Below are 19,421 nucleotides of genomic sequence, written 5' to 3' on the forward strand. Positions count from 1 at the left end.
CATCCCATGCTCGCCCTCGGCAAACTGCTCGACTTGACCCTGGCCGGCCGCGAGCCGACCGAGAAGATCCAGCTCACCGCCGACGGCACCCGCCTGCACTGGCTGGCCGAGGGCGCGCTGGAAGTCACGCCGATCGGCGCCCGCGATAACGGCGTCGACCTGTTGCTCTCGGCCGGTATCCACGGCAACGAGACCGCGCCCATCGAACTGCTCGAACGGCTGATCCGCAAGGTCGCCGCTGGCACCCTCAAGCCTGCCGCCAGGGTCCTCTTCCTGTTCGGCAACCCCGAAGCCATCCGCCGCGGCGAGCGCTACGTCGAACAGGACATGAACCGCCTGTTCAACGGTCGCCACGAGGAGGGCAGTGGCAACGAGGCCTTCCGTGCCGCCGAGCTGGAGCGCCTGGCCCAGGTGTTCTTCAGCAAGACCGAGCGAGTCCACCTGCACTACGACCTGCATACCGCGATCCGCGGCTCGAAGATCGAGCAGTTCGCCCTCTACCCCTGGGCCGAGGGCCGCCAGCATTCCCGCAGCGAACTGGCCCGCCTGCGCGACGCCGGCATCGAGGCGGTGCTGTTGCAGAACAAGCCGGGCATCACCTTCAGCGCCTACACCTACGGCCAGCTCGGCGCCGAGGCCTTTACCCTGGAACTGGGCAAGGCACGTCCGTTCGGAGAGAACCAGGAGGTCAACCTGGAGCGCCTGGAGCGGAGCCTGGAGCTGCTGATCGACGGCAGCGAGGAACAGCCGGACGGCTCCCGGCTCGACGGCCTCAAGCTGTTCAGCGTGTCGCGCGAGGTGATCAAGCACAGCGACCACTTCCGCCTGCACCTCGACGACGACGTGGCCAACTTCACCGAACTCTCGCCGGGCTACCTGCTGGCCGAGGATATCGGCGGCACGCGCTGGGTGGTGGACGAGGTCGGCGCGCGCATCATCTTCCCCAATCCACGGGTGAAGAACGGCCTGCGTGCCGGAATCCTGGTGGTGCCGGCCAAGCTCTGAGGCGTATCGGCCTTCCCTCTCGATCATGACGGAGCGCTTCGGCGCTCCGTTTCCGTTGCGGCCGGGAAGATTTCCCGACTTCCCTTGTGTCTGTCGGTAGAGCGCCGTAGGATCGGGCTTTTCCGCCGAACCGAGGAGCCCTCCGTGCCTGTCATCGACCTGCGCAGCGACACCGTCACCCAGCCCACCGCCGGCATGCGCGAAGCCATGGCCGCGGCCGAACTGGGCGACGACGTCTATGGCGAGGACCCCACGGTCAACCGCCTGGAGGCCGAACTGGCGGCGCGCCTGGGCTTCGCCGCGGCGCTCTTCGTACCGACCGGGACCATGAGCAACCTGCTCGGATTGATGGCCCACTGCGAGCGCGGCGACGAATACATCGTCGGCCAGCAGGCGCATACCTACAAATACGAGGGCGGCGGTGCCGCGGTGCTGGGCTCGATCCAGCCGCAGCCGATCGACGGCGAGGCCGACGGATCGCTCCACCTGGACAAGGTCGCGGCGGCGATCAAGGCCGACGATTTCCACTTCGCCAGGACCCGCCTGCTGGCCCTGGAAAACACCATGCAGGGCAAGGTGCTGCCGCTCGACTACCTGGCCGCGGCGCGCGCCTTCACTCGCGCGCGTGGCCTGGCCCTGCACCTGGATGGCGCGCGCCTGTACAACGCGGCGGTGAAGCTGGGCGTAGACGCCAGCGAGATCACCCGACACTTCGACTCGGTGTCGGTGTGCCTGTCCAAGGGCCTCGGTGCGCCGGTGGGCTCGGTGCTTTGCGGCAGCGTCGAACTGATCGGCAAGGCCCGCCGCTGGCGCAAGATGGTCGGCGGCGGGATGCGCCAGGCCGGCCTGTTGGCGGCTGCCGGACTGTACGCCCTCGACCACCAGGTGGCACGCCTGGCCGACGACCACGCCAACGCCGCGCGCCTGGGCGACGGGCTGCGCGAACTGGGCTATGCGGTGGAGCCGGTGCAGACCAACATGGTCTACGTCGATGTCGGCGAGCGGGCGGTCGCGCTGCGCGACTTCCTCGCCGAGCGCGGGGTGCGGATCAGCGCGGCGGCGCGTTTGCGCCTGGTCACCCACCTGGACGTTTCCGCCGAGTCCATAGGACAAGTACTGGATGCCTTCGCGGCCTTTCGTCGCTCATAAGCGAAAAGGTCGGCAATAGGCAATAACTATCGCGCAAATACACTACAACCTTGCCCAAGGGCCGATATAATGCGGCCCTTTGCCGGCGATTCGTGGCCGCCAATTTTCCGTGGAAGAACCTATGAAAAGCGCTGAAATCCGTGAAGCCTTCCTCCGCTTCTTCGAAGAGAAGGGACACACCCGTGTCGCTTCCAGTTCGCTGATCCCGGCGAACGATCCGACCCTGCTGTTCACCAACGCGGGCATGAACCAGTTCAAGGACTGCTTCCTCGGCCTGGAAAAGCGCGCCTACACCCGTGCGACCACCAGCCAGAAATGCGTGCGCGCCGGCGGCAAGCACAACGACCTGGAAAACGTCGGCTACACCGCGCGGCACCACACCTTCTTCGAAATGCTGGGTAACTTCAGCTTCGGCGACTATTTCAAGCGCGACGCCATCCATTACGCCTGGGAGTTCCTCACCGGCGAGAAATGGCTGAACCTGCCCAAGGAAAAGCTCTGGGTCACCGTCTACGCCACCGACGACGAGGCCTACGACATCTGGACCAAGGAAGTTGGCGTGCCCGCCGAGCGTATGGTGCGGATCGGCGACAACAAGGGCGCGCCCTATGCGTCCGACAACTTCTGGGCGATGGGCGATACCGGACCCTGCGGTCCCTGCACCGAGATCTTCTTCGACCATGGGCCGGAGATCTGGGGCGGCCCGCCCGGTTCGCCGGAAGAGGACGGCGACCGCTACATCGAGATCTGGAACAACGTGTTCATGCAGTTCAACCGCACCGCGGACGGCGTCATGCACCCGCTGCCGGCGCCGAGCGTGGACACCGGCATGGGCCTGGAGCGCGTCAGCGCGGTACTCCAGCACGTGCACTCGAACTATGAGATCGACCTGTTCCAGAACCTGCTGAAAGCCTCCGCCGAGGCCATCGGCTGCGCCAACGACGACGCGCCGTCGCTGAAGGTGGTAGCCGACCACATCCGTTCCTGCAGCTTCCTGATCGCCGACGGCGTGCTGCCGTCCAACGAAGGTCGCGGCTACGTCTTGCGGCGGATCATCCGCCGCGCCTGCCGCCACGGCAACAAGCTGGGCGCCAGGGGCACCTTCTTCCACAAGATCGTCGCAGCGCTGGTCGCCGAGATGGGCGATGCCTTCCCCGAGCTGAAGCAACAGCAGGCACACATCGAGCGCGTGCTGAAGACCGAGGAAGAACAGTTCGCCAAGACCCTGGAGCAAGGCCTGAAGATCCTCGAACAGGACCTCGCCGAACTGCAGGGCAGCGTGATTCCCGGCAACGTGGTGTTCAAGCTGTACGACACCTATGGCTTCCCGGTCGACCTGACCAATGACATCGCCCGCGAGCGCGAGCTGACCATCGACGAGGACGGCTTCGAGCGCGAGATGGAGGCCCAGCGCGAGCGCGCCCGCGCTTCCAGCGCCTTCGGCATGGACTACAACAGCCTGGTCAAGGTCGACGGCGAGACCCGCTTCCTCGGCTATCAGGGCGTCTCCGGCGCCGGGCAGATCGTCGCGCTGTTCAGGGACGGCCAGGCCGTCGAGCGCCTGGAGGAGGGCGAGGAGGGCGTCGTGGTCCTCGACCAGACGCCGTTCTACGCCGAGTCCGGCGGCCAGGTCGGCGACAGTGGCTACCTCGAGGCGGCTGGCGTGCGCTTCGACGTGCGCGATACCACCAAGGCTGGCGGCGCGCACCTGCACCATGGCGTGGTCGCCCGGGGCAACCTGAGCGTCGGCGGCGCGGTCAAGGCCGAGGTCGACGCCTCGGTACGCCAGGCCACCGCGCTCAACCACTCCGCGACCCACCTGCTGCATGCCGCGCTGCGCCAGGTACTGGGCGACCACGTACAACAGAAGGGCTCGCTGGTGGACAGCCAGCGCCTGCGTTTCGACTTCAGCCACTTCGAGGCGATCAAGGCGGAACAACTGAAGGCCCTGGAGGATATCGTCAACGCCGAAATCCGTCGCAACACCGAGGTCGAGACCGAGGAAACCGATATCGACACCGCCAAGGCCAAGGGCGCCATGGCGCTGTTCGGCGAGAAGTACGGCGACCAGGTGCGCGTACTGAGCATGGGCGGCGATTTCTCCGTCGAGCTGTGCGGTGGCACCCACGTATCCCGCACCGGCGACATCGGCCTGTTCAAGATCACCAGCGAGGGTGGCGTGGCTGCCGGCGTACGCCGTATCGAGGCGGTCACCGGCGCGGCGGCGCTGGCCTACCTGAACGGTGCCGAGGAGCAGCTCAAGGAAGCCGCCAGCCTGGTCAAGGGCAGTCGCGACAACCTGCTGGACAAGCTCGGCGCCCTGCTGGAGCGCAACCGTTCGCTGGAGAAGGAGCTGGAACAGCTCAAGGCCAAGGCTGCCAGCGCGGCCGGCGACGATCTTTCGGCGGCGGCGGTGGAAATCAAGGGCGCGAAGGTACTCGCCGCGCGCCTCGATGGTCTGGACGGCAAGGCGCTGCTGGCGCTGGTCGACCAGTTGAAGAACAAGCTCGGCCGCGCAGTGATCCTGCTCGGCGGCGAGCTGGACGGGAAGGTCGTACTGGTCGCAGGCGTGACCCAGGACCTGACCGGCCAACTGAAGGCCGGCGAGCTTATGAAGCAAGCCGCGGCGGCAGTTGGTGGCAAAGGTGGCGGACGCCCGGATATGGCCCAGGGCGGCGGCACCGATGCAGCGAAATTGGACGAGGCCCTGGCCCTGGCCCAGCGCTTCGTCGAGCAAGGGCTCTGATGCCATGCCGGCCCCGCGCCAGAGCGACGCGGGGCCGGGCGGCCAGCGCCCCTTGATGCCCGGCCGGCGGTGCGCCCCGCCAGTCCGGGTAGCGAAAGAATGTGGCAGGTTCAAAAGGGCGCCCTTCACGGAATCAGGCGGTTTGAAATGGCTTTGATCGTACAGAAGTTTGGAGGGACCTCCGTCGGCACCGTCGAGCGTATCGAGCAGGTGGCCGAGAAGGTGAAGAAATTCCGCGAAGCGGGCGATGACGTCGTCGTGGTGGTATCCGCCATGAGCGGGGAGACCAACCGTCTGATCGGCCTGGCCAACCAGATCATGGAGCAGCCGGTTCCGCGCGAACTGGACGTCATGGTCTCGACCGGAGAGCAGGTGACCATCGCCCTGCTCAGCATGGCCCTGATCAAGCGCGGCGTGCCGGCGGTCTCCTATACCGGCAACCAGGTGCGTATCCTCACCGACAGCGCGCACACCAAGGCGCGCATCCTGCACATCGACGACACCCACATCCGCGCCGACCTCAAGGCCGGCAGGGTAGTGGTGGTCGCCGGTTTCCAGGGCGTCGACGGCAACGGCAACATCACCACGCTGGGCCGCGGCGGTTCCGATACCACCGGGGTGGCCCTGGCGGCGGCGTTGAAGGCCGACGAATGCCAGATCTACACCGACGTCGACGGCGTCTACACCACCGATCCGCGCGTAGTGCCGCAGGCCCGTCGGCTGGACAAGATCACCTTCGAGGAAATGCTGGAAATGGCCAGCCTCGGTTCCAAGGTGCTGCAGATCCGGGCGGTCGAGTTCGCCGGCAAGTACAACGTTCCGCTGCGCGTGCTGCACAGCTTCCAGGAGGGTCCGGGCACCCTCATTACTATCGATGATGAAGAGGAATCCATGGAACAGCCGATCATCTCCGGCATCGCCTTCAACCGCGACGAAGCCAAGCTGACCATCCGTGGCGTACCCGATACCCCCGGCGTGGCCTTCAAGATCCTCGGGCCGATCAGTGCCGCCAATGTGGAAGTCGACATGATCGTGCAGAACGTGGCGCACGATAACACCACCGACTTCACCTTCACGGTGCATCGCAACGATTACCTGAACGCCCTGGAAATCCTCAAGCAGACCGCCGCCAACATCGGCGCGCGCGAAGCCATCGGCGACACCAACATCGCCAAGGTTTCCATCGTCGGCGTCGGCATGCGTTCGCACGCCGGCGTGGCCAGCCGCATGTTCGAAGCGCTGGCCAAGGAAAGCATCAACATCCAGATGATCTCCACCTCGGAAATCAAGGTTTCCGTGGTGATCGAAGAGAAGTACCTGGAACTGGCGGTACGTGCCCTGCACACGGCGTTCGAGCTCGACGCGCCGGCGCGACAGGGTGAGTGACGCTGACAGGCGAAAGGCGCGGCAACCCCGCGCCTTTTGTCGTTTTTGACCGTTTGGCAGGAACTTTCATTCCGGCGGGACTGGTCAATACTGGGTGAAGGATCGCGCTCTTGATTTCTGCGGATCCGCCGCCATTTCTTTTTTGCAGACTGTTGTCCTGAAATATTCGCGTGAGGAGAAAGGAATGCTGATTCTGACTCGTCGGGTCGGAGAGACCCTGATGGTAGGTGACGACGTCACCGTGACGGTACTGGGTGTCAAAGGGAACCAGGTGCGCATCGGCGTCAACGCGCCGAAGGAAGTCGCCGTACACCGGGAGGAAATTTACCAGCGCATCCAGAAAGAGAAAGATCAAGAGCCAAACCATTAATTTTTATCTAATTTTCCCTTTGCAAACGGGGTAAAGATGGGTATCATGCGCCCCGTGTTGCGGAGAGGTGGCCGAGTGGCCGAAGGCGCTCCCCTGCTAAGGGAGTACACCTCAAAAGGGTGTCGGGGGTTCGAATCCCCCCCTCTCCGCCATTCAAGTGTTAGAGGTTGATTCAGGCGGCGAAAGCCATCTTGGTAACTAAGTTACTGATTTGATTGAAAAAATCGCTTGACGGATAAAATCCACAATCTATAATGCGCCCCCACGACGCACTCATAGCTCAGCTGGATAGAGTACTCGGCTACGAACCGAGCGGTCGGAGGTTCGAATCCTCCTGAGTGCGCCATATTTCGAAGGGTTCCTCTCGTCAGGGGCTCGGCGAGCGAAGGATCGACAGTTGCGGTCTTTCACGGTAAAACAAGCGTTACCGGCAGGTGGCCGGAAAAAGCACCGACACGCACTCATAGCTCAGCTGGATAGAGTACTCGGCTACGAACCGAGCGGTCGGAGGTTCGAATCCTCCTGAGTGCGCCATACCGAAAGGGCCTGCAGCAATGCAGGCCCTTTTTCTTTGCCCGGGATTTTTCTTCCGCCGGAACGCGGCCCCGTCGTCAGGCGGGGCGGGAAGGGGTCAGACCAGCACCGAGTACCAGAACACCCGGCCGATCACGTTGATGTGCTCGGCGGCTTCCTGGGGCTCGTAGCGCTCGTCCGGATGCTCGTCACTGTTGAAGCTGCGAATGCGCAGGCCGCCGCCTGGAAGGCGGTAAAGCAGTTTAACGCGCAGTTGGCCGTCGTGGTCGAAGGCGTACATGTCGCCGTCCTTGATCGTCCGCGCGCTAGTGTCCACGCCTACCGTGCTGCCGTCCGGCAGCACCGGCTCCATGCTGTTGCCGCTGACCGTGACGCAGGCGGCACTGGCCGGATCGATGTTCTTCTTGCGCAGGGTGTACTTGCCGAAGCGCAGCTTGCGCCCGCCGGTCTGCAGGATCACCGTGCTGCCCTTGCCGCCGGACAGCTCGATCTCCTTGTAGAAGGGCAGTTCGATCTCGTCGGCATCCAGGGGCGTTTCGTCGTCCCATGACTCTACTGCGCCAAGCCAACTGGCATTGGGTCCTGCATTCGCCTGGCCGCGCTCGGCGAGCATCTCGCCACGACCTTCCGCCAGCCACAGGGGGTTGACGCCGCAGGCGCCGGCGATCTGCGCGACGAAGCTGGTGGCGCGGGACTTGCCGCGCTCCAGATCGGAAATGGAGGTCTGGGTCATGCCTACCGCCTGGGCAAGCTGGACCTGGCTGAGATGGGCGTGCTTGCGCGCCGCCTTGATGCGATCTTTGAGTTCCATAGGTGGAAAGACTAAGGGTGTGCCTGTGGCATTGCAAGCGTCCGTATATGGGTATTACCATAATTTCAGCGCTTTCCTACTCGCGTCGGGTAGGACGGCGGCCCAACACAGCCACTGCGGGTGGCTAATGCGAGCGGCCAGCCAGGTGGGCCGGCCAAGGAGGGAATACCATGTTTCAAAGTACCGAGCAGGCGCTGGCCGTGGCCTACTGGATGTTCGAGCACCAGCCGGGACCGAAGTCGTCGACGGCGATGGTGATCGATGGCCTGCGCGAGCGCTTCGATCGCAGCTTCATCGAACACCTGCCCAGCGGTTTGAGTCCGCACGAATGGCAGGCCCAGGCGGTGATGACCGTGCGTTTCGCCCAGCGCCAGCTGGCTGCGCACCCACTGGAGCTGGCGGTGGTGCGGGCCGAGTTCGCCCGCGGGCGGGATTTCGTCCTTGGCCTGGCGGCTTTGCGCGACTGGCTGAAGCCCGGGGCCGACCTGATCGAGCAGCGGGCAACCCTGGCCTTGCTGATGCGCATGTTCCGTCGTCCGCCGTCGAGCATCCGCGAGATCGAGCGACTCAGCGGGCTGTCGAAGAGCACCCTGCATCGCTGGGACAAGGAATGGCGCGAGCGGGTCGTCGCTTTGCTGCGCCAGGCCTTGCAGCGGCTGGAGGAGCCGATGGCGGAGGTGGGGATCGTGGGCGAGCGCTAAAAAAATTTCTGTATGAAAACGGGTTTTCCCATATTGACGCTATGGGACGATAAAGGTATAAATTCTCCACGATTGAAATTCCTCTGGCCGAAGCCCGCCGATGCGGGCTTCGGCCGTTCCGGGCTCGCCTTTTCGGCGGGCCTTTGCATTTCCGGGAGTCATCCATGTCCGAGCCAAGCTCTGCGGCCTCCGCCGCCAGCGCAATGGCTGGCGTCGGCCTGGCCATGTACCTGCCGGGTATCGATGGCAACGCCTTGCTGGGAGGCTTCGGCGGCGCCATCTTCTTTGTCGTGTTCGCCCGTGACTACAACGCCCTGACCCGCCTCGGCTACCTGCTGGTGTCCTGGGTCGGCGGCTATTACGCCGGAATCGAGGCGCTCGGCCGCGGATTGACCCAGACCAGCGGCATGGCCGCCTTCGTCGCCGCGACCCTCTGCGTGACCGGCGGCATCGGCATGCTCGAGTGGATGCGTGGCGGCGAACTGCCCAGCTGGATGCGCGGGCTGTTGCGCCGCCGGGGAGGCAAGTCCGATGGTTGATCCGCTGTCCACCCTGACCGTGCTGGTCTGCTCGGCGATCTGCATGCGCCTGATCACCTATCGCCGCGCCGGCGCGCGTTTCCGCCCCGGCGTTTCCCTGTGCGCCTACCTGCTGGCGTTGTGCACCGGCTGCCAGGCGCTGGGAATAGTGGCCGGGTTGTATCGTGCCGAGCACCTCTCGCCGTGGATGCTCGGGGTACTGCTGGTGCTGCTGGTCCTGCTGTTGCAGGCGCGCGGCAACCTGGCGCGGGTCCTGCGCCTGCATTGAACGAACGTACTTCGCTCCGGCCTGGCCGGCGGTTGTATCCGCCGCGTCGGTGCCTGTCCGTCATCCATCCATCCTGAAAAAGGAGTTCGCCATGTCCAGTGCAACCGTGCGCCTGGATCACGCCGCCCTGCGCGAAACGTTGCGGCAGTTGTTCGGCCTGCCCGCCGGCAGCGTCATCGATGCCGATCAACTGCTGGCCCCGCCGGCCATCCCCTTCATGACCTTGCGCCTGGAGTCCTCGAGCCTGCTTGGCAAGGTGCGGCGGGAGTTTTCCGCCAGTGGCGAGCAGGAGTCCCTGCTGGCCAGTTGCGAGAGCATCTTTCGCCTGACCTGGCATGGTCCCGAGGCGCACCAGTACCTGCAGGATGCCCGCTGCCTGCTGCAGTCAGGCAATGCCGGCGAGCGCCTGCGCGTGCTGAAGGCCAGCCTGCTGCGCCTGACACCCATCGAAAACCTGTCCGTCGTGCAGGATGGCCAGGCGCTGGGGCAGGCTCGTTTCGACCTTGTTCTCGCTCACGAACACGTGCTGCTCGTCGACCTCGAGCGCACCGCTCCCGGGCAGGCCTCCGGGGGGGCGGGTGGAACGGCTTCCTAGAGGTCGTTGCGATGCATCGTAGCGATGCCATCCATACATAGAGGAGAGATCCATGGTCATGTTGATCAGTCGTCGCGTCGGCATCGTTCGCCTGGATGCGGTGATTTCCGAAAACCTCGCGCAGGCTGCCGTCAGCGCGCGCGGCGACCAGCTCATCACCATCGTCGGCAGCATTGTCGACCATGCGCCCGCTGGCGAGCCGTTGCCCTCCTTGCTGCCGATGGAGGGAGGCAGCCGCGCGTTGAACGAGTGCCGTGTGCGCAAGGGCATCGCTGCCTTGACTTCACTGCAAGGCGCTTCCGAAACGGTGGACGTGCAAACGGGATTCCACCTGTATCGCGGTCTGTTCATCACGCGCGTTGTTGCCCGGCGAACCGCAGAAAGAGGATTGAGCCTGACCATAACCGCCAGCCAGAGGCGTGCGCGGCGGGCAGGCGGTAGGTTGCTTAAGACTGTCGTCCGTCTTTTCCATGCAGGCAGGGCGACACCCTGCCCGGCACGCTAAGGGCGATGCCGGTCCTGCTTTCATCGGTATGAGGACGGCCCGGCCTTAGCTCCCGGGGTCGACTCGCTCCACCCGGTACCTTCTCTTCCCTTCACACATCCCTCCTGATCGAAGCTCACGCTTCTCGCTCCCCGTCGCTTGTCGGCCTTGTACTGATAACGCACCTCCGCATTGTTCCCGCTGACCCGGTCCGGCTTGCCCAGCGCCCGCTCCACATCGGAGCGGGTCATTCCCGCCATTATCCGCTGCTCCACGATCGCCTTGCGGCGTTCCTTCTCGTCCAGGCGTCTGCCGCAGCGATCTTCTCTTTCTCCGATCACCGCGAGCGGCACGCTTTTCCGGCCGATGGACGCCTTTTTCGTCTTCGTCTCGGCCATCGGCGTGACGCTCCTGCCTCCCGGCGGCGGGTTGTCCGCCACGACGGTCTCGCCGGCCTGCCCGGCGGGGCAACCGAGTTGGGTGAAGCTGACATGGCCGCTGGCGTCTTCGCAGCGGAATACCGCAGCGGCCTCGCAGGTGGACGCCAGCGAGAGGAGGAGAAGGAGGGACAGGGAACGCATGGGCGGCACTCCGGGTCGGATAAGGGTGAGTGCAGGCTAACGCGTTGCCTTTTTCCGCGGGGCCGAGTGTCCTGAGTGAAATTTCCGGCGTCGCAGTCAGGCGTCGAGTGACGATGAACTTTGTGCCGCAAGCGCTTGTTCTTGCCGCCATTTTGTAACGCGCAAAACGCAAGCGGAGTGTTATCATTATCCGTATCTGCCCCGAGAGGGCCCTTGGAACACCCCCATGGACTTACCCAGTAGAAACTCGAACAGTTTCCCGTTTGACCAATCACGTTTCTGATTGACCCCTTTGGCGTGCTCCGCTACTGGGGGTGGAGCGCGCTATGACCGAAGTAGAAGCCAAGAAGCCGCAGGAAAGCCTGCAGGACCGCCTAGCGCAGGTGGTCGAGCTGCTGCATCGCCACAAGGTGGTGGAAGACCTGACCCATCGTCAGGAAGGCCAGCACCATGACCGGGTGGAAAACCTCGTCCACCGGCAGAATCTCGTAGAACTCCAGCGCAAGCTGGAGGAACTGCACCCCGCCGACATCGCCCACATCCTCGAATCGCTGCCGCTGGACGACCGCCTGACGGTCTGGCAACTGGTCAAGTCCGAGGACGACGGCGACATCCTCCTCGAAGTCTCCGACGCGGTCCGGGAAACCCTGATCGCGGACATGGACGACCACGAGATCATCGCCGCGACCAAGGACCTGGACGCCGACGAACTCGCCGACCTGGCGCCGGAACTGCCGCGCGACGTGGTCCATGAACTGATGGAAAGCCTCGACGCGCAGCAGCGCGAGCGAGTGCGTTCGGCGCTGTCCTACGAGGAGGACCAGGTCGGCGCGCTGATGGACTTCGAGATGGTCACCATCCGCGAGGACGTCAGCCTGGAAGTGGTGCTGCGCTACCTGCGCCGCCTGAAGGAACTGCCCGGGCATACCGACAAACTGTTCGTGGTCGACTACGACGGCGTGCTCAAGGGCGTGCTGCCGATCAAGCGCCTGCTGGTCAACGATCCGGACAAGCAAGTGCTGGAAGTCATGGCCACTGACCCGGTGACCTTCCACCCGGACGAGGACGGCTACGACGCCGCCCAGGCATTCGAGCGTTACGACCTGATTTCCGCGCCGGTGGTGGACAAGGGCGGCAAGCTGATCGGTCGTCTGACCATCGACGAGATGGTCGACCTGATCCGTGAGGAAAGCGAAAGCGAAGTCCTCAACATGGCCGGTCTGCGTGAAGAAGAAGACATCTTCGCCTCGGTCTGGAAGTCGGTGCGCAACCGCTGGGCCTGGCTGGCCACCAACCTGATCACCGCCTTCGTCGCCTCGCGGGTGATCGGTCTGTTCGAAGGCTCCATCGAGAAACTGGTGGCGCTGGCCGCGCTGATGCCGATCGTTGCCGGCATCGGTGGCAATTCCGGCAACCAGACCATCACCATGATCGTCCGCGCCATCGCGCTCGACCAGGTACAGCCGACCAGCAACAGTCGCAACCGCCTGCTGCGCAAGGAGCTTGGCGTCGCGCTGGTCAACGGCCTGGCGTGGGGCGGAGTGATCGGCGTGGTGGCCTTCTATCTTTACGGCAACTGGGAACTGGGCGTGGTGATGACCGCCGCGATGACCCTGAACCTGCTGCTGGCGGCGATGATGGGAGTGCTGATCCCGATGACCCTGCATCGTTTCGGACGCGATCCGGCGATGGGCTCCAGCGTGATGATCACTGCGATGACCGACAGCGGCGGTTTCTTCATCTTCCTCGGCCTGGCGACGATCTTCCTGATGTAGCCGGAGCGCCACGCGAGAAGCCGCCCACGGGCGGCTTTTTTCATGGCGGTCAGATCAGCGGGGAAACCTTCGGTGGCGACCAGGACAGCACGCTCAGGCAGCGATCGCCGCCATTGACGAAATACTCGTCGACGGCCTTGGTCTCGCGGGCGACGAAGCCCTCGCGACGGCATTCCTGGTCCAGCCAGCCGCCTTGCTCGACCCGGTACAGCCAACCCTCGGATGCCGCACAGGCTGGCCAGAATTCCAGCAGGTCGGCAGCGTCGAGCTGGCGCAGGCCTTCGACTTCGACGAACTCGACGCGCCAGGTGCGCTGGTTGGCGAGGTCGCGGACGAGGATGGTCAGGCCGGCGCGATCCTGGCGGCACTCCAGGAACCAGGGGTCGACGCAGGGCGGCGCCTGGAGCAGAACCGCCAGCAGTGGCTCCGCGCGTTCAGCCACGGACGCGCAGGGTCAGGCCCTTGAGGAAGTTACGCAGCAACTGGTCGCCGCAGGTCCGGTAGTTGCTGTGGCCGGGCTTGCGAAACAGGGCGCTCAGCTCGGGTTTGGAGACCGGGAAGTCGACGCTGTCGAGGATGGCATGGAGGTCTTCCTCCTTGAGTTCGAAGGCGACCCGCAGCTTCTTCAGGATCATGTTGTTGCTCAACGGCAGCTCCAGCGGCGGTAGCGGACGCGACTCGTCGCGACCGCGGCGCTGGATGATCAGTCCGTCCAGGCAGCGCGCCAGGTAGCGGTCGGGGCAGGCCTGGAAGCCGTCTTCGTCTTCCTTCTTCAGGTAAGCCTCGAGCAGGTCCGCTTCGACTTGCTCGCCGAACGGGGCGGCCAGTTCGGCCAGATGTGCATCGGGAAGATCCAGCAGGTAGCGCAGGCTGCGTAGTACGTCGTTGTTGAGCATCGTGCTCTCCGGAACGGTTGGCGATGAAAAGCCCCGCGGGGCGGGGCTCTTCAGGGAGGCTCAGACCAGCTCGGCCCAGAGGTCGTACTCGTCGGCATCGGTGATGCGCACGCGGACCTTGTCGCCCGGCTTCAGCTCGTCGCTGTCGACGAACACGTTGCCGTCGATTTCCGGAGCGTCGGCCCAGGAGCGGCCGACCGCGCCCTGTTCGTCGACTTCGTCGATCAGCACTTCGATTTCCTTGCCCACCTTGAGCTGCAGGCGAGCGGCGGAAATCGCCTGCTGGTGGGCCATGAAGCGTTCCCAGCGGTCCTGCTTGACCTCGTCCGGCACCGGCTCCAGGCCCAGCTCGTTGGCCGGAGCGCCTTCGACGGGGGAGTACTGGAAGCAGCCGACGCGGTCGAGCTGGGCTTCCGTCAGCCAGTCGAGCAGGTACTGGAAGTCTTCTTCGGTTTCGCCCGGGAAGCCGACGATGAAGGTCGAGCGGATGGTCAGTTCCGGGCAGATCTCGCGCCACTGCTTGATCCGGGCCAGGGTCTTGTCCTCGAAGGCCGGGCGCTTCATGGCCTTGAGCACCTTCGGGCTGGCGTGCTGGAAGGGGATGTCGAGGTACGGCAGGAGCTTGCCGGCGGCCATCAGCGGGATCACGTCGTCGACGTTGGGGTACGGGTAGACGTAGTGCAGGCGAACCCACACGCCCATGCTGCTCAGCGCCTCGCAGAGTTCCTTCATGCGGGTCTTGACCGGCTGGCCGTTCCAGAAGTCGGTCTTGTACTTCAGGTCCACGCCGTAGGCGCTGGTGTCCTGGGAAATCACCAGGAGTTCCTTGACCCCGGCCTTGACCAGGCGCTCGGCCTCGCTCAGCACGTCGCCGACCGGCCGGCTGACCAGCTTGCCGCGCATGGACGGGATGATGCAGAAGCTGCAGCTGTGGTTGCAGCCTTCGGAAATCTTCAGGTAGGCGTAGTGGCGCGGGGTCAGCTTGACGCCTTGCGGCGGGACCAGGTCGACCAGCGGGTTGTGTTCGGTCTTCGGCGGCACCACTTCGTGCACCGCGGTAACCACCTGCTCGTACTGTTGCGGGCCGGTGACCGCCAGCACGCTGGGATGCACGTCGCGGATCGCGTGCTCTTCCACGCCCATGCAGCCGGTGACGATGACCTTGCCGTTCTCGGCGATGGCTTCGCCGATCACTTCCAGGGACTCGGCCTTGGCGCTGTCGATGAAACCGCAGGTGTTGACCACCACGACGTCGGCGTCTTCGTAGGTCGGAACGACCTCATAGCCTTCCATGCGCAGCTGGGTGAGGATGCGCTCGGAGTCGACCAGCGCCTTGGGGCATCCAAGACTGACGAAGCCGACTTTGGGAGTGGGGGTGGACATGGCTAACCTCGGTAGGCGGGCGCGCTTGCTGGCGCCTCTGATCAAAAAGTGCGCAATTCTAGCGGCAGCGCCGCGGCTTTTCCAGTCTCCCGTGCAGCTCTTTTCCGGCCCTGGAAAAACTCACCGCGGGCGCTCGGCAATCGGCTCCCCGGCCTTCTATAGTCATAGCAGTCCGTGGCCTCGGCGCTTGCATCGCGGACGGCATGGGCGCAGCATTTGCCGAATTTTTCCGGGGGAAAGCGTTTCATGAGTGATGCAGCGACGCGTGCCGAGGAGACGTCGGAGGGGCATTCCAGCTCTGCCATCGGCCTGATGGTCGGGGCGGTTGGAGTCTGCTATGGGGATATCGGCACCAGTCCCTTGTATACCCTGAAAGAGGTCTTCATCGGCGGCTACGGGGTGCAGGCCAACCACGATGGCGTCCTTGGCGTGCTCTCGCTGATCTTCTGGTCGCTGGTCTGGGTCGTTTCCATCAAGTACGTGATCTTCGTCCTGCGTGCCGACAACCAGGGCGAGGGCGGGGTGATGGCGCTGTCGGCCCTGGCGCGCCGGGCGGCGGCGCCGTTCGGCAGGCTGCAGACTTTCGTGGTGGTTGCCGGCCTGATCGGCGCGGCGCTGTTCTACGGCGACAGCATGATCACCCCGGCGATCTCGGTACTGTCGGCGGTAGAAGGGCTGGAGATCGCCTTCGACGGCCTGGAGCACTGGACGGTACCGCTGGCGCTTATCGTGCTGATCGGCCTGTTCCTGATCCAGAAGCACGGCACCGCGCGGATCGGCATCCTGTTCGGCCCGGTCATGGTGCTCTGGTTTGGCGCCCTGGCGGCGCTGGGCGTCTACGGGGTGATCCAGCAGCCGGAAGTGCTGCAGGCGATGAACCCTGTATGGGCCGTGCGTTTCTTCAGCTCGCATCCCGGCATCGGTGTCGCCATCCTCGGCGCCACCGTACTGGCGCTGACCGGCGCCGAGGCGCTGTACGCCGACATGGGCCACTTCGGTCGCAAGCCGATCGCCCGTGCCTGGTTCCTGCTGGTGCTGCCGGCGCTGGTGCTGAACTACTTCGGCCAGGGCGCGACCATCCTTTCCAACGCCGAGGCGGCGCGCAACCCCTTCTACCTGCTGGCGCCGGGCTGGGCGCTGCTGCCGATGGTGGCGCTGTCCACCCTGGCCACGGTGATCGCCTCCCAGGCGGTGATCTCCGGCGCCTTCTCCCTGACCCGCCAGGCCATCCAGCTCGGCTACGTGCCGCGGATGACCATCCAGCACACTTCGAGCCACGAGCAGGGGCAGATCTACATCGGCGGGGTGAATTGGGCGCTGATGGTCGGCGTGGTCCTGCTGGTGCTCGGCTTCGAGTCCTCGGCGTCGCTGGCGGCTGCCTACGGCGTGGCGGTGACCGGAACCATGCTGATCACCACCCTGCTGATGGGCGTGGTGATCTGGCGCCTGTGGAAATGGCCGCTGTGGCTGGGCGTCCCGTTCTTCTGCGTGATGCTCGCGGTGGACAGCCTGTTCTTCGCCGCCAACCTGCCCAAGGTGATCCAGGGCGGCGCCTTCCCGGTCATCGCGGGTATCGTCATCTTCATCCTGATGTCCACCTGGAAGCGTGGCCGCCAACTGCTGGTGGAGCGTCTCGACGAGGGCTCTCTGCCGCTCTCGGTGTTCATTTCCAGCATGCGCGTGCAGCCGCCGCACCGGGTCCAGGGGACCGCGGTGTTCCTTACCGCGCGTACCGACGCGGTGCCTCACGCGCTGCTGCACAACCTGTTGCACAACCAGGTGCTGCACGAGCAGGTGGTGCTGCTCACCGTGGTCAACGAAGACAGCCCACGGGTTTCGCCGGATCGCCGTTTCGAGGTCGAGGCCTATGGCGACGGATTCTTTCGGGTGATCCTGCACTTCGGCTTCATGGAAGAGCCAGACATCCCGGCTGCCTTGCGCCTGTGCCATCTCAACGAACTGGACTTCAGCCCGATGCGCACCACCTACTTCCTCAGCCGGGAGACGGTGATTCCATCCAAGCGCATCGGCATGGCGCGCTGGCGCGAGGGGTTGTTCGCCTTCCTGCTGAAGAACGCCAACGGCAACCTGCGCTATTTCAACCTGCCGCTCAACCGGGTGATCGAGTTGGGAACCCAGGTCGAGATCTGATCCGCTCCGCTGCAAAAAAGCGCGCCCGATTGGGCGCGTTTTTTTGCGCGTTTCTCAGCGCCGTTGCGGCAGCATCCGTACCAGGGTGTTGTCGCGGCTGACGAAGTGATGGAAGAGCGCCGCGGCGGCGTGCAGGCCGATCAGGAAATAACCGGCGTTGCCGATGGTTTCGTGCCATTCCTTGATTTGCCCGGCGAGGTCGGGGTTCTTGTCGACCAGCGGCGGTAGCTCCAGGCCGAAGAACGGTATCGGCTTGCCGGCGGCGCTGAGGATCAGCCAGCCGGCGAAGGGCAGGCCGATCATCATCAGGTAGAGGGCGTAGTGCATCAGCCTGGCCAGCGTCGCCTGCCAGGCGGGGATGGCGGGCTCTATGCGCGGGGTAGGGGTGGCCAGGCGCACCAGCAGGCGCAACCAGACCAGCAGGAAAACGCTCAGGCCAAGCATGAAGTGCCATTGCTTGAGCAGTTCGCGGGTTTCGCTGCCCTTGGGGAAATTGCCCTTCAGTTCGATACAGGCGTAGACCCCGGCGATCAGCAGCAGGGTCAGCCAGTGCAGGGCAATGGTCAGGCTCCCATAACGGGATTCGGTGTTTTTCCAGCTCATCACGGTTCCTTCTCTTCGGCTCTCGGGAGCCCGCTCTGCGGCGGGTCGGCCGGTATTCTCGGCGGCTCCGCTGAAGCCAGCCTGAATGCCCCCGGCAGGCTCAGTCTAGCTGGCGCCGACCGGGGACAAGAAGGGCGGAGCGGGGAGAGCTTGATCGCGATCAGGCGTCGGGAGCGTTCTCGCGGTCGCGGATGGCCTGGAGCATCTTCTTCGCCAGGGACAGGTAGTCCTCGTCGAAGTGGTGGCCGCCCGGCAGTTCGAGCTTCTCGCCGACGGCCTGGGATTGGGTACAGCCGCTTTCGTCCTTTTCTTCGGCGCCATAGATGCAGAACACCTTGGCTGCCGGCAATCTGGCCATTTCCGGGCCGGTGGCGGCTTCCTCGCCGGCCTTGCCCAGCCAGCCTTCCACTTCGATCTCGAAGCTGCCGGTCCGCGCCAGCGCCAGCAGCAGCATGGCTTTCACTTGCTGCTGGTCCTTTCCGGGCAGGCGGTTGTAGATCGCCGGCAGGATGTCGGCGCCGAACGAGTAGCCGGCCAGGACGAAACGTTTCGCGCCCCACTTCTCGCGGTAGTGTTGCATCAGCTTGGAGAGGTCGGCGGCGCTCTGTTCCGGGCTCTTGTGTTGCCAGTAGTAGCGCAGGGTGTCGATGCCGACCACCGGGTAGCCCATGCTGGCCATATGCTCGGCAGAGTCCTTGTCCAGGTCGCGCCAGCCGCCGTCGCCGGAATAGAACAGGGTGACGATGTCCGAGGGTTGCGCCGCGGGGACCTCGAGTACCGGCAGGGCCTCGGCGTTGCCTTGCAGTTGCAGGCGCAACTGATGGGCGAGCACGTCGGACAGCGGGGTGTCGTAGTCGCTGATGCTGGTTTCCGCGCTCGACTGCTTGCGGACGAAGACTGCGGTGTCGTCGTCCGGGTTGTCGTTCCAGGCCAGCAGCCACTGGCCGTGCGACGCCTGGTGCGGCAGCGGGGCGTCGCAGTCGCGCTCGGCCAGGGCAATGTCGAAGCCGACCGAGAGCGCCTTGGCCTTGTCGTCGTCCTGGCTGGCGAGCCAGCGCCAGGCGGTGGTCGAGCCCGGGCCGATGCCGGCGACCAGGTTCGGCTTGCCGCCGAGGCGGGCAATGACCGCTTCGAGCCGGGACTGCTGCGCCCTGCAATCGCCGTTTTCCGGAGGGAAGTACTGGATCACCCGGGCGGCGCTGTCGTGAGCCAGGTTCAGCATCTGGGCGTCGTTCAATTGCTGTTCGGGGGCGGCGATCACCACCACCCGCGAGCGCGGCTTCTCGCCGGGTTCGGCAAGGGTGGCGTGGCCGCCGTCGTCGAGGTCCAGGGCTTCCAGTTTCGCCTGGGCCGCCGGTCGGCTCCAGAGCAGCAGGGCGGCACCGACGATCAGCACCAGGGCGGCGACCAGAAAACGGCGCCAGTGACGTTTCACGACAGACAT

19 protein-coding genes and 3 tRNA genes are annotated in these 19,421 nt (G+C 64.8%); 15 read left to right on the top strand and 7 right to left on the bottom strand.

The genetic code is table 11. The features are described from left to right. Positions 1-6: 6 nt before the first annotated feature. From astE to LJF27_RS27960, 8 genes are all read left to right on the top strand, one after another. On the top strand, positions 7-1,005 hold the full coding sequence (astE, locus tag LJF27_RS27925) for a succinylglutamate desuccinylase (protein WP_003112605.1): 999 nt from the start codon (positions 7-9) through the stop codon (positions 1,003-1,005). Between the two features lie 144 nt (positions 1,006-1,149). Further along, on the top strand, positions 1,150-2,154 hold the full coding sequence (ltaE, locus tag LJF27_RS27930) for a low-specificity L-threonine aldolase (protein WP_003112603.1): 1,005 nt from the start codon (positions 1,150-1,152) through the stop codon (positions 2,152-2,154). 121 nt (positions 2,155-2,275) lie between these two features. Then, positions 2,276-4,900, top strand: a complete 2,625-nt coding sequence (alaS, locus tag LJF27_RS27935) for an alanine--tRNA ligase (RefSeq protein ID WP_003112602.1) — start codon at positions 2,276-2,278, stop codon at positions 4,898-4,900. A gap of 147 nt (positions 4,901-5,047) precedes the next feature. After that, the gene (locus LJF27_RS27940) at positions 5,048-6,286 is read left to right on the top strand and encodes an aspartate kinase (RefSeq protein ID WP_003085971.1); all 1,239 of its coding nucleotides are present in this window, start codon (positions 5,048-5,050) and stop codon (positions 6,284-6,286) included. A gap of 184 nt (positions 6,287-6,470) precedes the next feature. Then, entirely contained in the window at positions 6,471-6,656 is a 186-nt protein-coding gene (gene csrA, locus LJF27_RS27945) for a carbon storage regulator CsrA (protein ID WP_003085981.1), read from the top strand. A 61-nt stretch (positions 6,657-6,717) separates the two neighbouring features. Beyond that, positions 6,718-6,808, top strand: a tRNA-Ser gene (locus LJF27_RS27950). A gap of 117 nt (positions 6,809-6,925) precedes the next feature. Beyond that, positions 6,926-7,002, top strand: a tRNA-Arg gene (locus tag LJF27_RS27955). Positions 7,003-7,113: 111 nt separating this feature from the next. Next, a tRNA-Arg gene (locus tag LJF27_RS27960) sits at positions 7,114-7,190 on the top strand. A 97-nt stretch (positions 7,191-7,287) separates the two neighbouring features. On the opposite strand, the gene alpR is transcribed toward LJF27_RS27960, so the two are convergent. Continuing rightward, positions 7,288-8,001, bottom strand: coding sequence for a transcriptional regulator AlpR (gene alpR / locus LJF27_RS27965; protein WP_003085982.1), 714 nt, complete (start codon positions 7,999-8,001; stop codon positions 7,288-7,290). A 170-nt stretch (positions 8,002-8,171) separates the two neighbouring features. Here alpR and LJF27_RS27970 point away from each other — a divergent pair, with 170 nt between their 5' ends. The 5 genes from LJF27_RS27970 to LJF27_RS27990 all read left to right on the top strand — a co-directional run bounded on the left by LJF27_RS27970 (position 8,172) and on the right by LJF27_RS27990 (position 10,609). Continuing rightward, positions 8,172-8,702 (top strand): hypothetical protein, encoded by a 531-nt coding sequence (locus LJF27_RS27970; RefSeq protein WP_003159664.1) that lies wholly within the window; start codon positions 8,172-8,174, stop codon positions 8,700-8,702. Between the two features lie 164 nt (positions 8,703-8,866). After that, entirely contained in the window at positions 8,867-9,241 is a 375-nt protein-coding gene (locus LJF27_RS27975) for a phage holin family protein (protein ID WP_003104765.1), read from the top strand. Next, positions 9,234-9,509: a phage holin family protein gene (locus LJF27_RS27980; protein WP_003085989.1), complete on the top strand. Its 276-nt coding sequence runs from the start codon at positions 9,234-9,236 to the stop codon at positions 9,507-9,509. The genes LJF27_RS27975 and LJF27_RS27980 overlap by 8 nt, the downstream gene beginning before the upstream one ends. Positions 9,510-9,600: 91 nt before the next feature. Then, positions 9,601-10,104 carry a phage neck terminator protein gene (locus tag LJF27_RS27985; RefSeq protein ID WP_003123234.1) on the top strand — a complete coding sequence of 168 codons (504 nt, stop codon included), beginning with the start codon at positions 9,601-9,603 and terminating at the stop codon, positions 10,102-10,104. Between the two features lie 52 nt (positions 10,105-10,156). Next, a complete protein-coding gene (locus tag LJF27_RS27990; protein WP_003159666.1) occupies positions 10,157-10,609 on the top strand; it encodes a hypothetical protein in 453 nt (150 codons plus the stop codon). A 20-nt stretch (positions 10,610-10,629) separates the two neighbouring features. Here LJF27_RS27990 and LJF27_RS27995 read toward each other — a convergent pair whose 3' ends face one another. Beyond that, a complete protein-coding gene (locus LJF27_RS27995; protein ID WP_003104761.1) occupies positions 10,630-11,169 on the bottom strand; it encodes a DUF4124 domain-containing protein in 540 nt (179 codons plus the stop codon). A 326-nt stretch (positions 11,170-11,495) separates the two neighbouring features. Here LJF27_RS27995 and mgtE point away from each other — a divergent pair, with 326 nt between their 5' ends. After that, positions 11,496-12,944 (top strand): magnesium transporter, encoded by a 1,449-nt coding sequence (mgtE, locus tag LJF27_RS28000; protein ID WP_003085996.1) that lies wholly within the window; start codon positions 11,496-11,498, stop codon positions 12,942-12,944. Between the two features lie 49 nt (positions 12,945-12,993). Here the strand turns inward: mgtE and LJF27_RS28005 are convergent, their stop codons facing one another. Genes LJF27_RS28005 through rimO form a run of 3 tightly spaced genes read right to left on the bottom strand, consistent with a single transcriptional unit; the run spans position 12,994 to position 15,223 of the window. Continuing rightward, positions 12,994-13,386 (bottom strand): hypothetical protein, encoded by a 393-nt coding sequence (locus LJF27_RS28005; protein WP_003085997.1) that lies wholly within the window; start codon positions 13,384-13,386, stop codon positions 12,994-12,996. Continuing rightward, complete coding sequence (locus tag LJF27_RS28010; RefSeq protein WP_003104756.1) at positions 13,379-13,840, bottom strand: DUF1456 family protein; 462 nt, start codon at positions 13,838-13,840, stop codon at positions 13,379-13,381. Before LJF27_RS28010 ends, LJF27_RS28005 begins: the two co-directional genes overlap by 8 nt. Positions 13,841-13,900: 60 nt before the next feature. Continuing rightward, complete coding sequence (gene rimO, locus LJF27_RS28015; RefSeq protein ID WP_003086001.1) at positions 13,901-15,223, bottom strand: 30S ribosomal protein S12 methylthiotransferase RimO; 1,323 nt, start codon at positions 15,221-15,223, stop codon at positions 13,901-13,903. Positions 15,224-15,469: 246 nt separating this feature from the next. Here rimO and LJF27_RS28020 point away from each other — a divergent pair, with 246 nt between their 5' ends. Next, positions 15,470-17,374 carry a potassium transporter Kup gene (locus LJF27_RS28020; protein WP_003104754.1) on the top strand — a complete coding sequence of 635 codons (1,905 nt, stop codon included), beginning with the start codon at positions 15,470-15,472 and terminating at the stop codon, positions 17,372-17,374. Between the two features lie 54 nt (positions 17,375-17,428). Here LJF27_RS28020 and LJF27_RS28025 read toward each other — a convergent pair whose 3' ends face one another. Together LJF27_RS28025 and LJF27_RS28030 are read right to left on the bottom strand one after the other, a co-directional pair. Further along, positions 17,429-17,977, bottom strand: a complete 549-nt coding sequence (locus LJF27_RS28025) for a cytochrome b (protein WP_003112597.1) — start codon at positions 17,975-17,977, stop codon at positions 17,429-17,431. 160 nt (positions 17,978-18,137) lie between these two features. After that, the gene (locus LJF27_RS28030) at positions 18,138-19,421 is read right to left on the bottom strand and encodes a virulence factor family protein (RefSeq protein ID WP_003112596.1); all 1,284 of its coding nucleotides are present in this window, start codon (positions 19,419-19,421) and stop codon (positions 18,138-18,140) included.

The organism is Pseudomonas sp. 203-8 (assembly GCF_020708595.1).
Taxonomy (GTDB): Bacteria; Pseudomonadota; Gammaproteobacteria; order Pseudomonadales; family Pseudomonadaceae; genus Pseudomonas; species Pseudomonas aeruginosa.

Excerpts from the sequence above, each read along its gene's own strand:
- astE (WP_003112605.1), top strand. The coding sequence starts at position 7 with ATGCTCGCCCTCGGCAAACTGCTCGACTTGACCCTGGCCGGCCGCGAG.
- alaS (WP_003112602.1), top strand. The coding sequence starts at position 2,276 with ATGAAAAGCGCTGAAATCCGTGAAGCCTTCCTCCGCTTCTTCGAAGAG.
- LJF27_RS27940 (WP_003085971.1), top strand. The coding sequence starts at position 5,048 with ATGGCTTTGATCGTACAGAAGTTTGGAGGGACCTCCGTCGGCACCGTC.
- csrA (WP_003085981.1), top strand. The coding sequence starts at position 6,471 with ATGCTGATTCTGACTCGTCGGGTCGGAGAGACCCTGATGGTAGGTGAC.
- alpR (WP_003085982.1), bottom strand. The coding sequence starts at position 8,001 with ATGGAACTCAAAGATCGCATCAAGGCGGCGCGCAAGCACGCCCATCTC.
- LJF27_RS27970 (WP_003159664.1), top strand. The coding sequence starts at position 8,172 with ATGTTTCAAAGTACCGAGCAGGCGCTGGCCGTGGCCTACTGGATGTTC.
- LJF27_RS27975 (WP_003104765.1), top strand. The coding sequence starts at position 8,867 with ATGTCCGAGCCAAGCTCTGCGGCCTCCGCCGCCAGCGCAATGGCTGGC.
- LJF27_RS27980 (WP_003085989.1), top strand. The coding sequence starts at position 9,234 with ATGGTTGATCCGCTGTCCACCCTGACCGTGCTGGTCTGCTCGGCGATC.
- LJF27_RS27985 (WP_003123234.1), top strand. The coding sequence starts at position 9,601 with ATGTCCAGTGCAACCGTGCGCCTGGATCACGCCGCCCTGCGCGAAACG.
- LJF27_RS27990 (WP_003159666.1), top strand. The coding sequence starts at position 10,157 with ATGGTCATGTTGATCAGTCGTCGCGTCGGCATCGTTCGCCTGGATGCG.
- LJF27_RS27995 (WP_003104761.1), bottom strand. The coding sequence starts at position 11,169 with ATGCGTTCCCTGTCCCTCCTTCTCCTCCTCTCGCTGGCGTCCACCTGC.
- mgtE (WP_003085996.1), top strand. The coding sequence starts at position 11,496 with ATGACCGAAGTAGAAGCCAAGAAGCCGCAGGAAAGCCTGCAGGACCGC.
- LJF27_RS28010 (WP_003104756.1), bottom strand. The coding sequence starts at position 13,840 with ATGCTCAACAACGACGTACTACGCAGCCTGCGCTACCTGCTGGATCTT.
- rimO (WP_003086001.1), bottom strand. The coding sequence starts at position 15,223 with ATGTCCACCCCCACTCCCAAAGTCGGCTTCGTCAGTCTTGGATGCCCC.
- LJF27_RS28020 (WP_003104754.1), top strand. The coding sequence starts at position 15,470 with ATGAGTGATGCAGCGACGCGTGCCGAGGAGACGTCGGAGGGGCATTCC.
- LJF27_RS28025 (WP_003112597.1), bottom strand. The coding sequence starts at position 17,977 with ATGAGCTGGAAAAACACCGAATCCCGTTATGGGAGCCTGACCATTGCC.
- LJF27_RS28030 (WP_003112596.1), bottom strand. The coding sequence starts at position 19,421 with ATGTCTGTCGTGAAACGTCACTGGCGCCGTTTTCTGGTCGCCGCCCTG.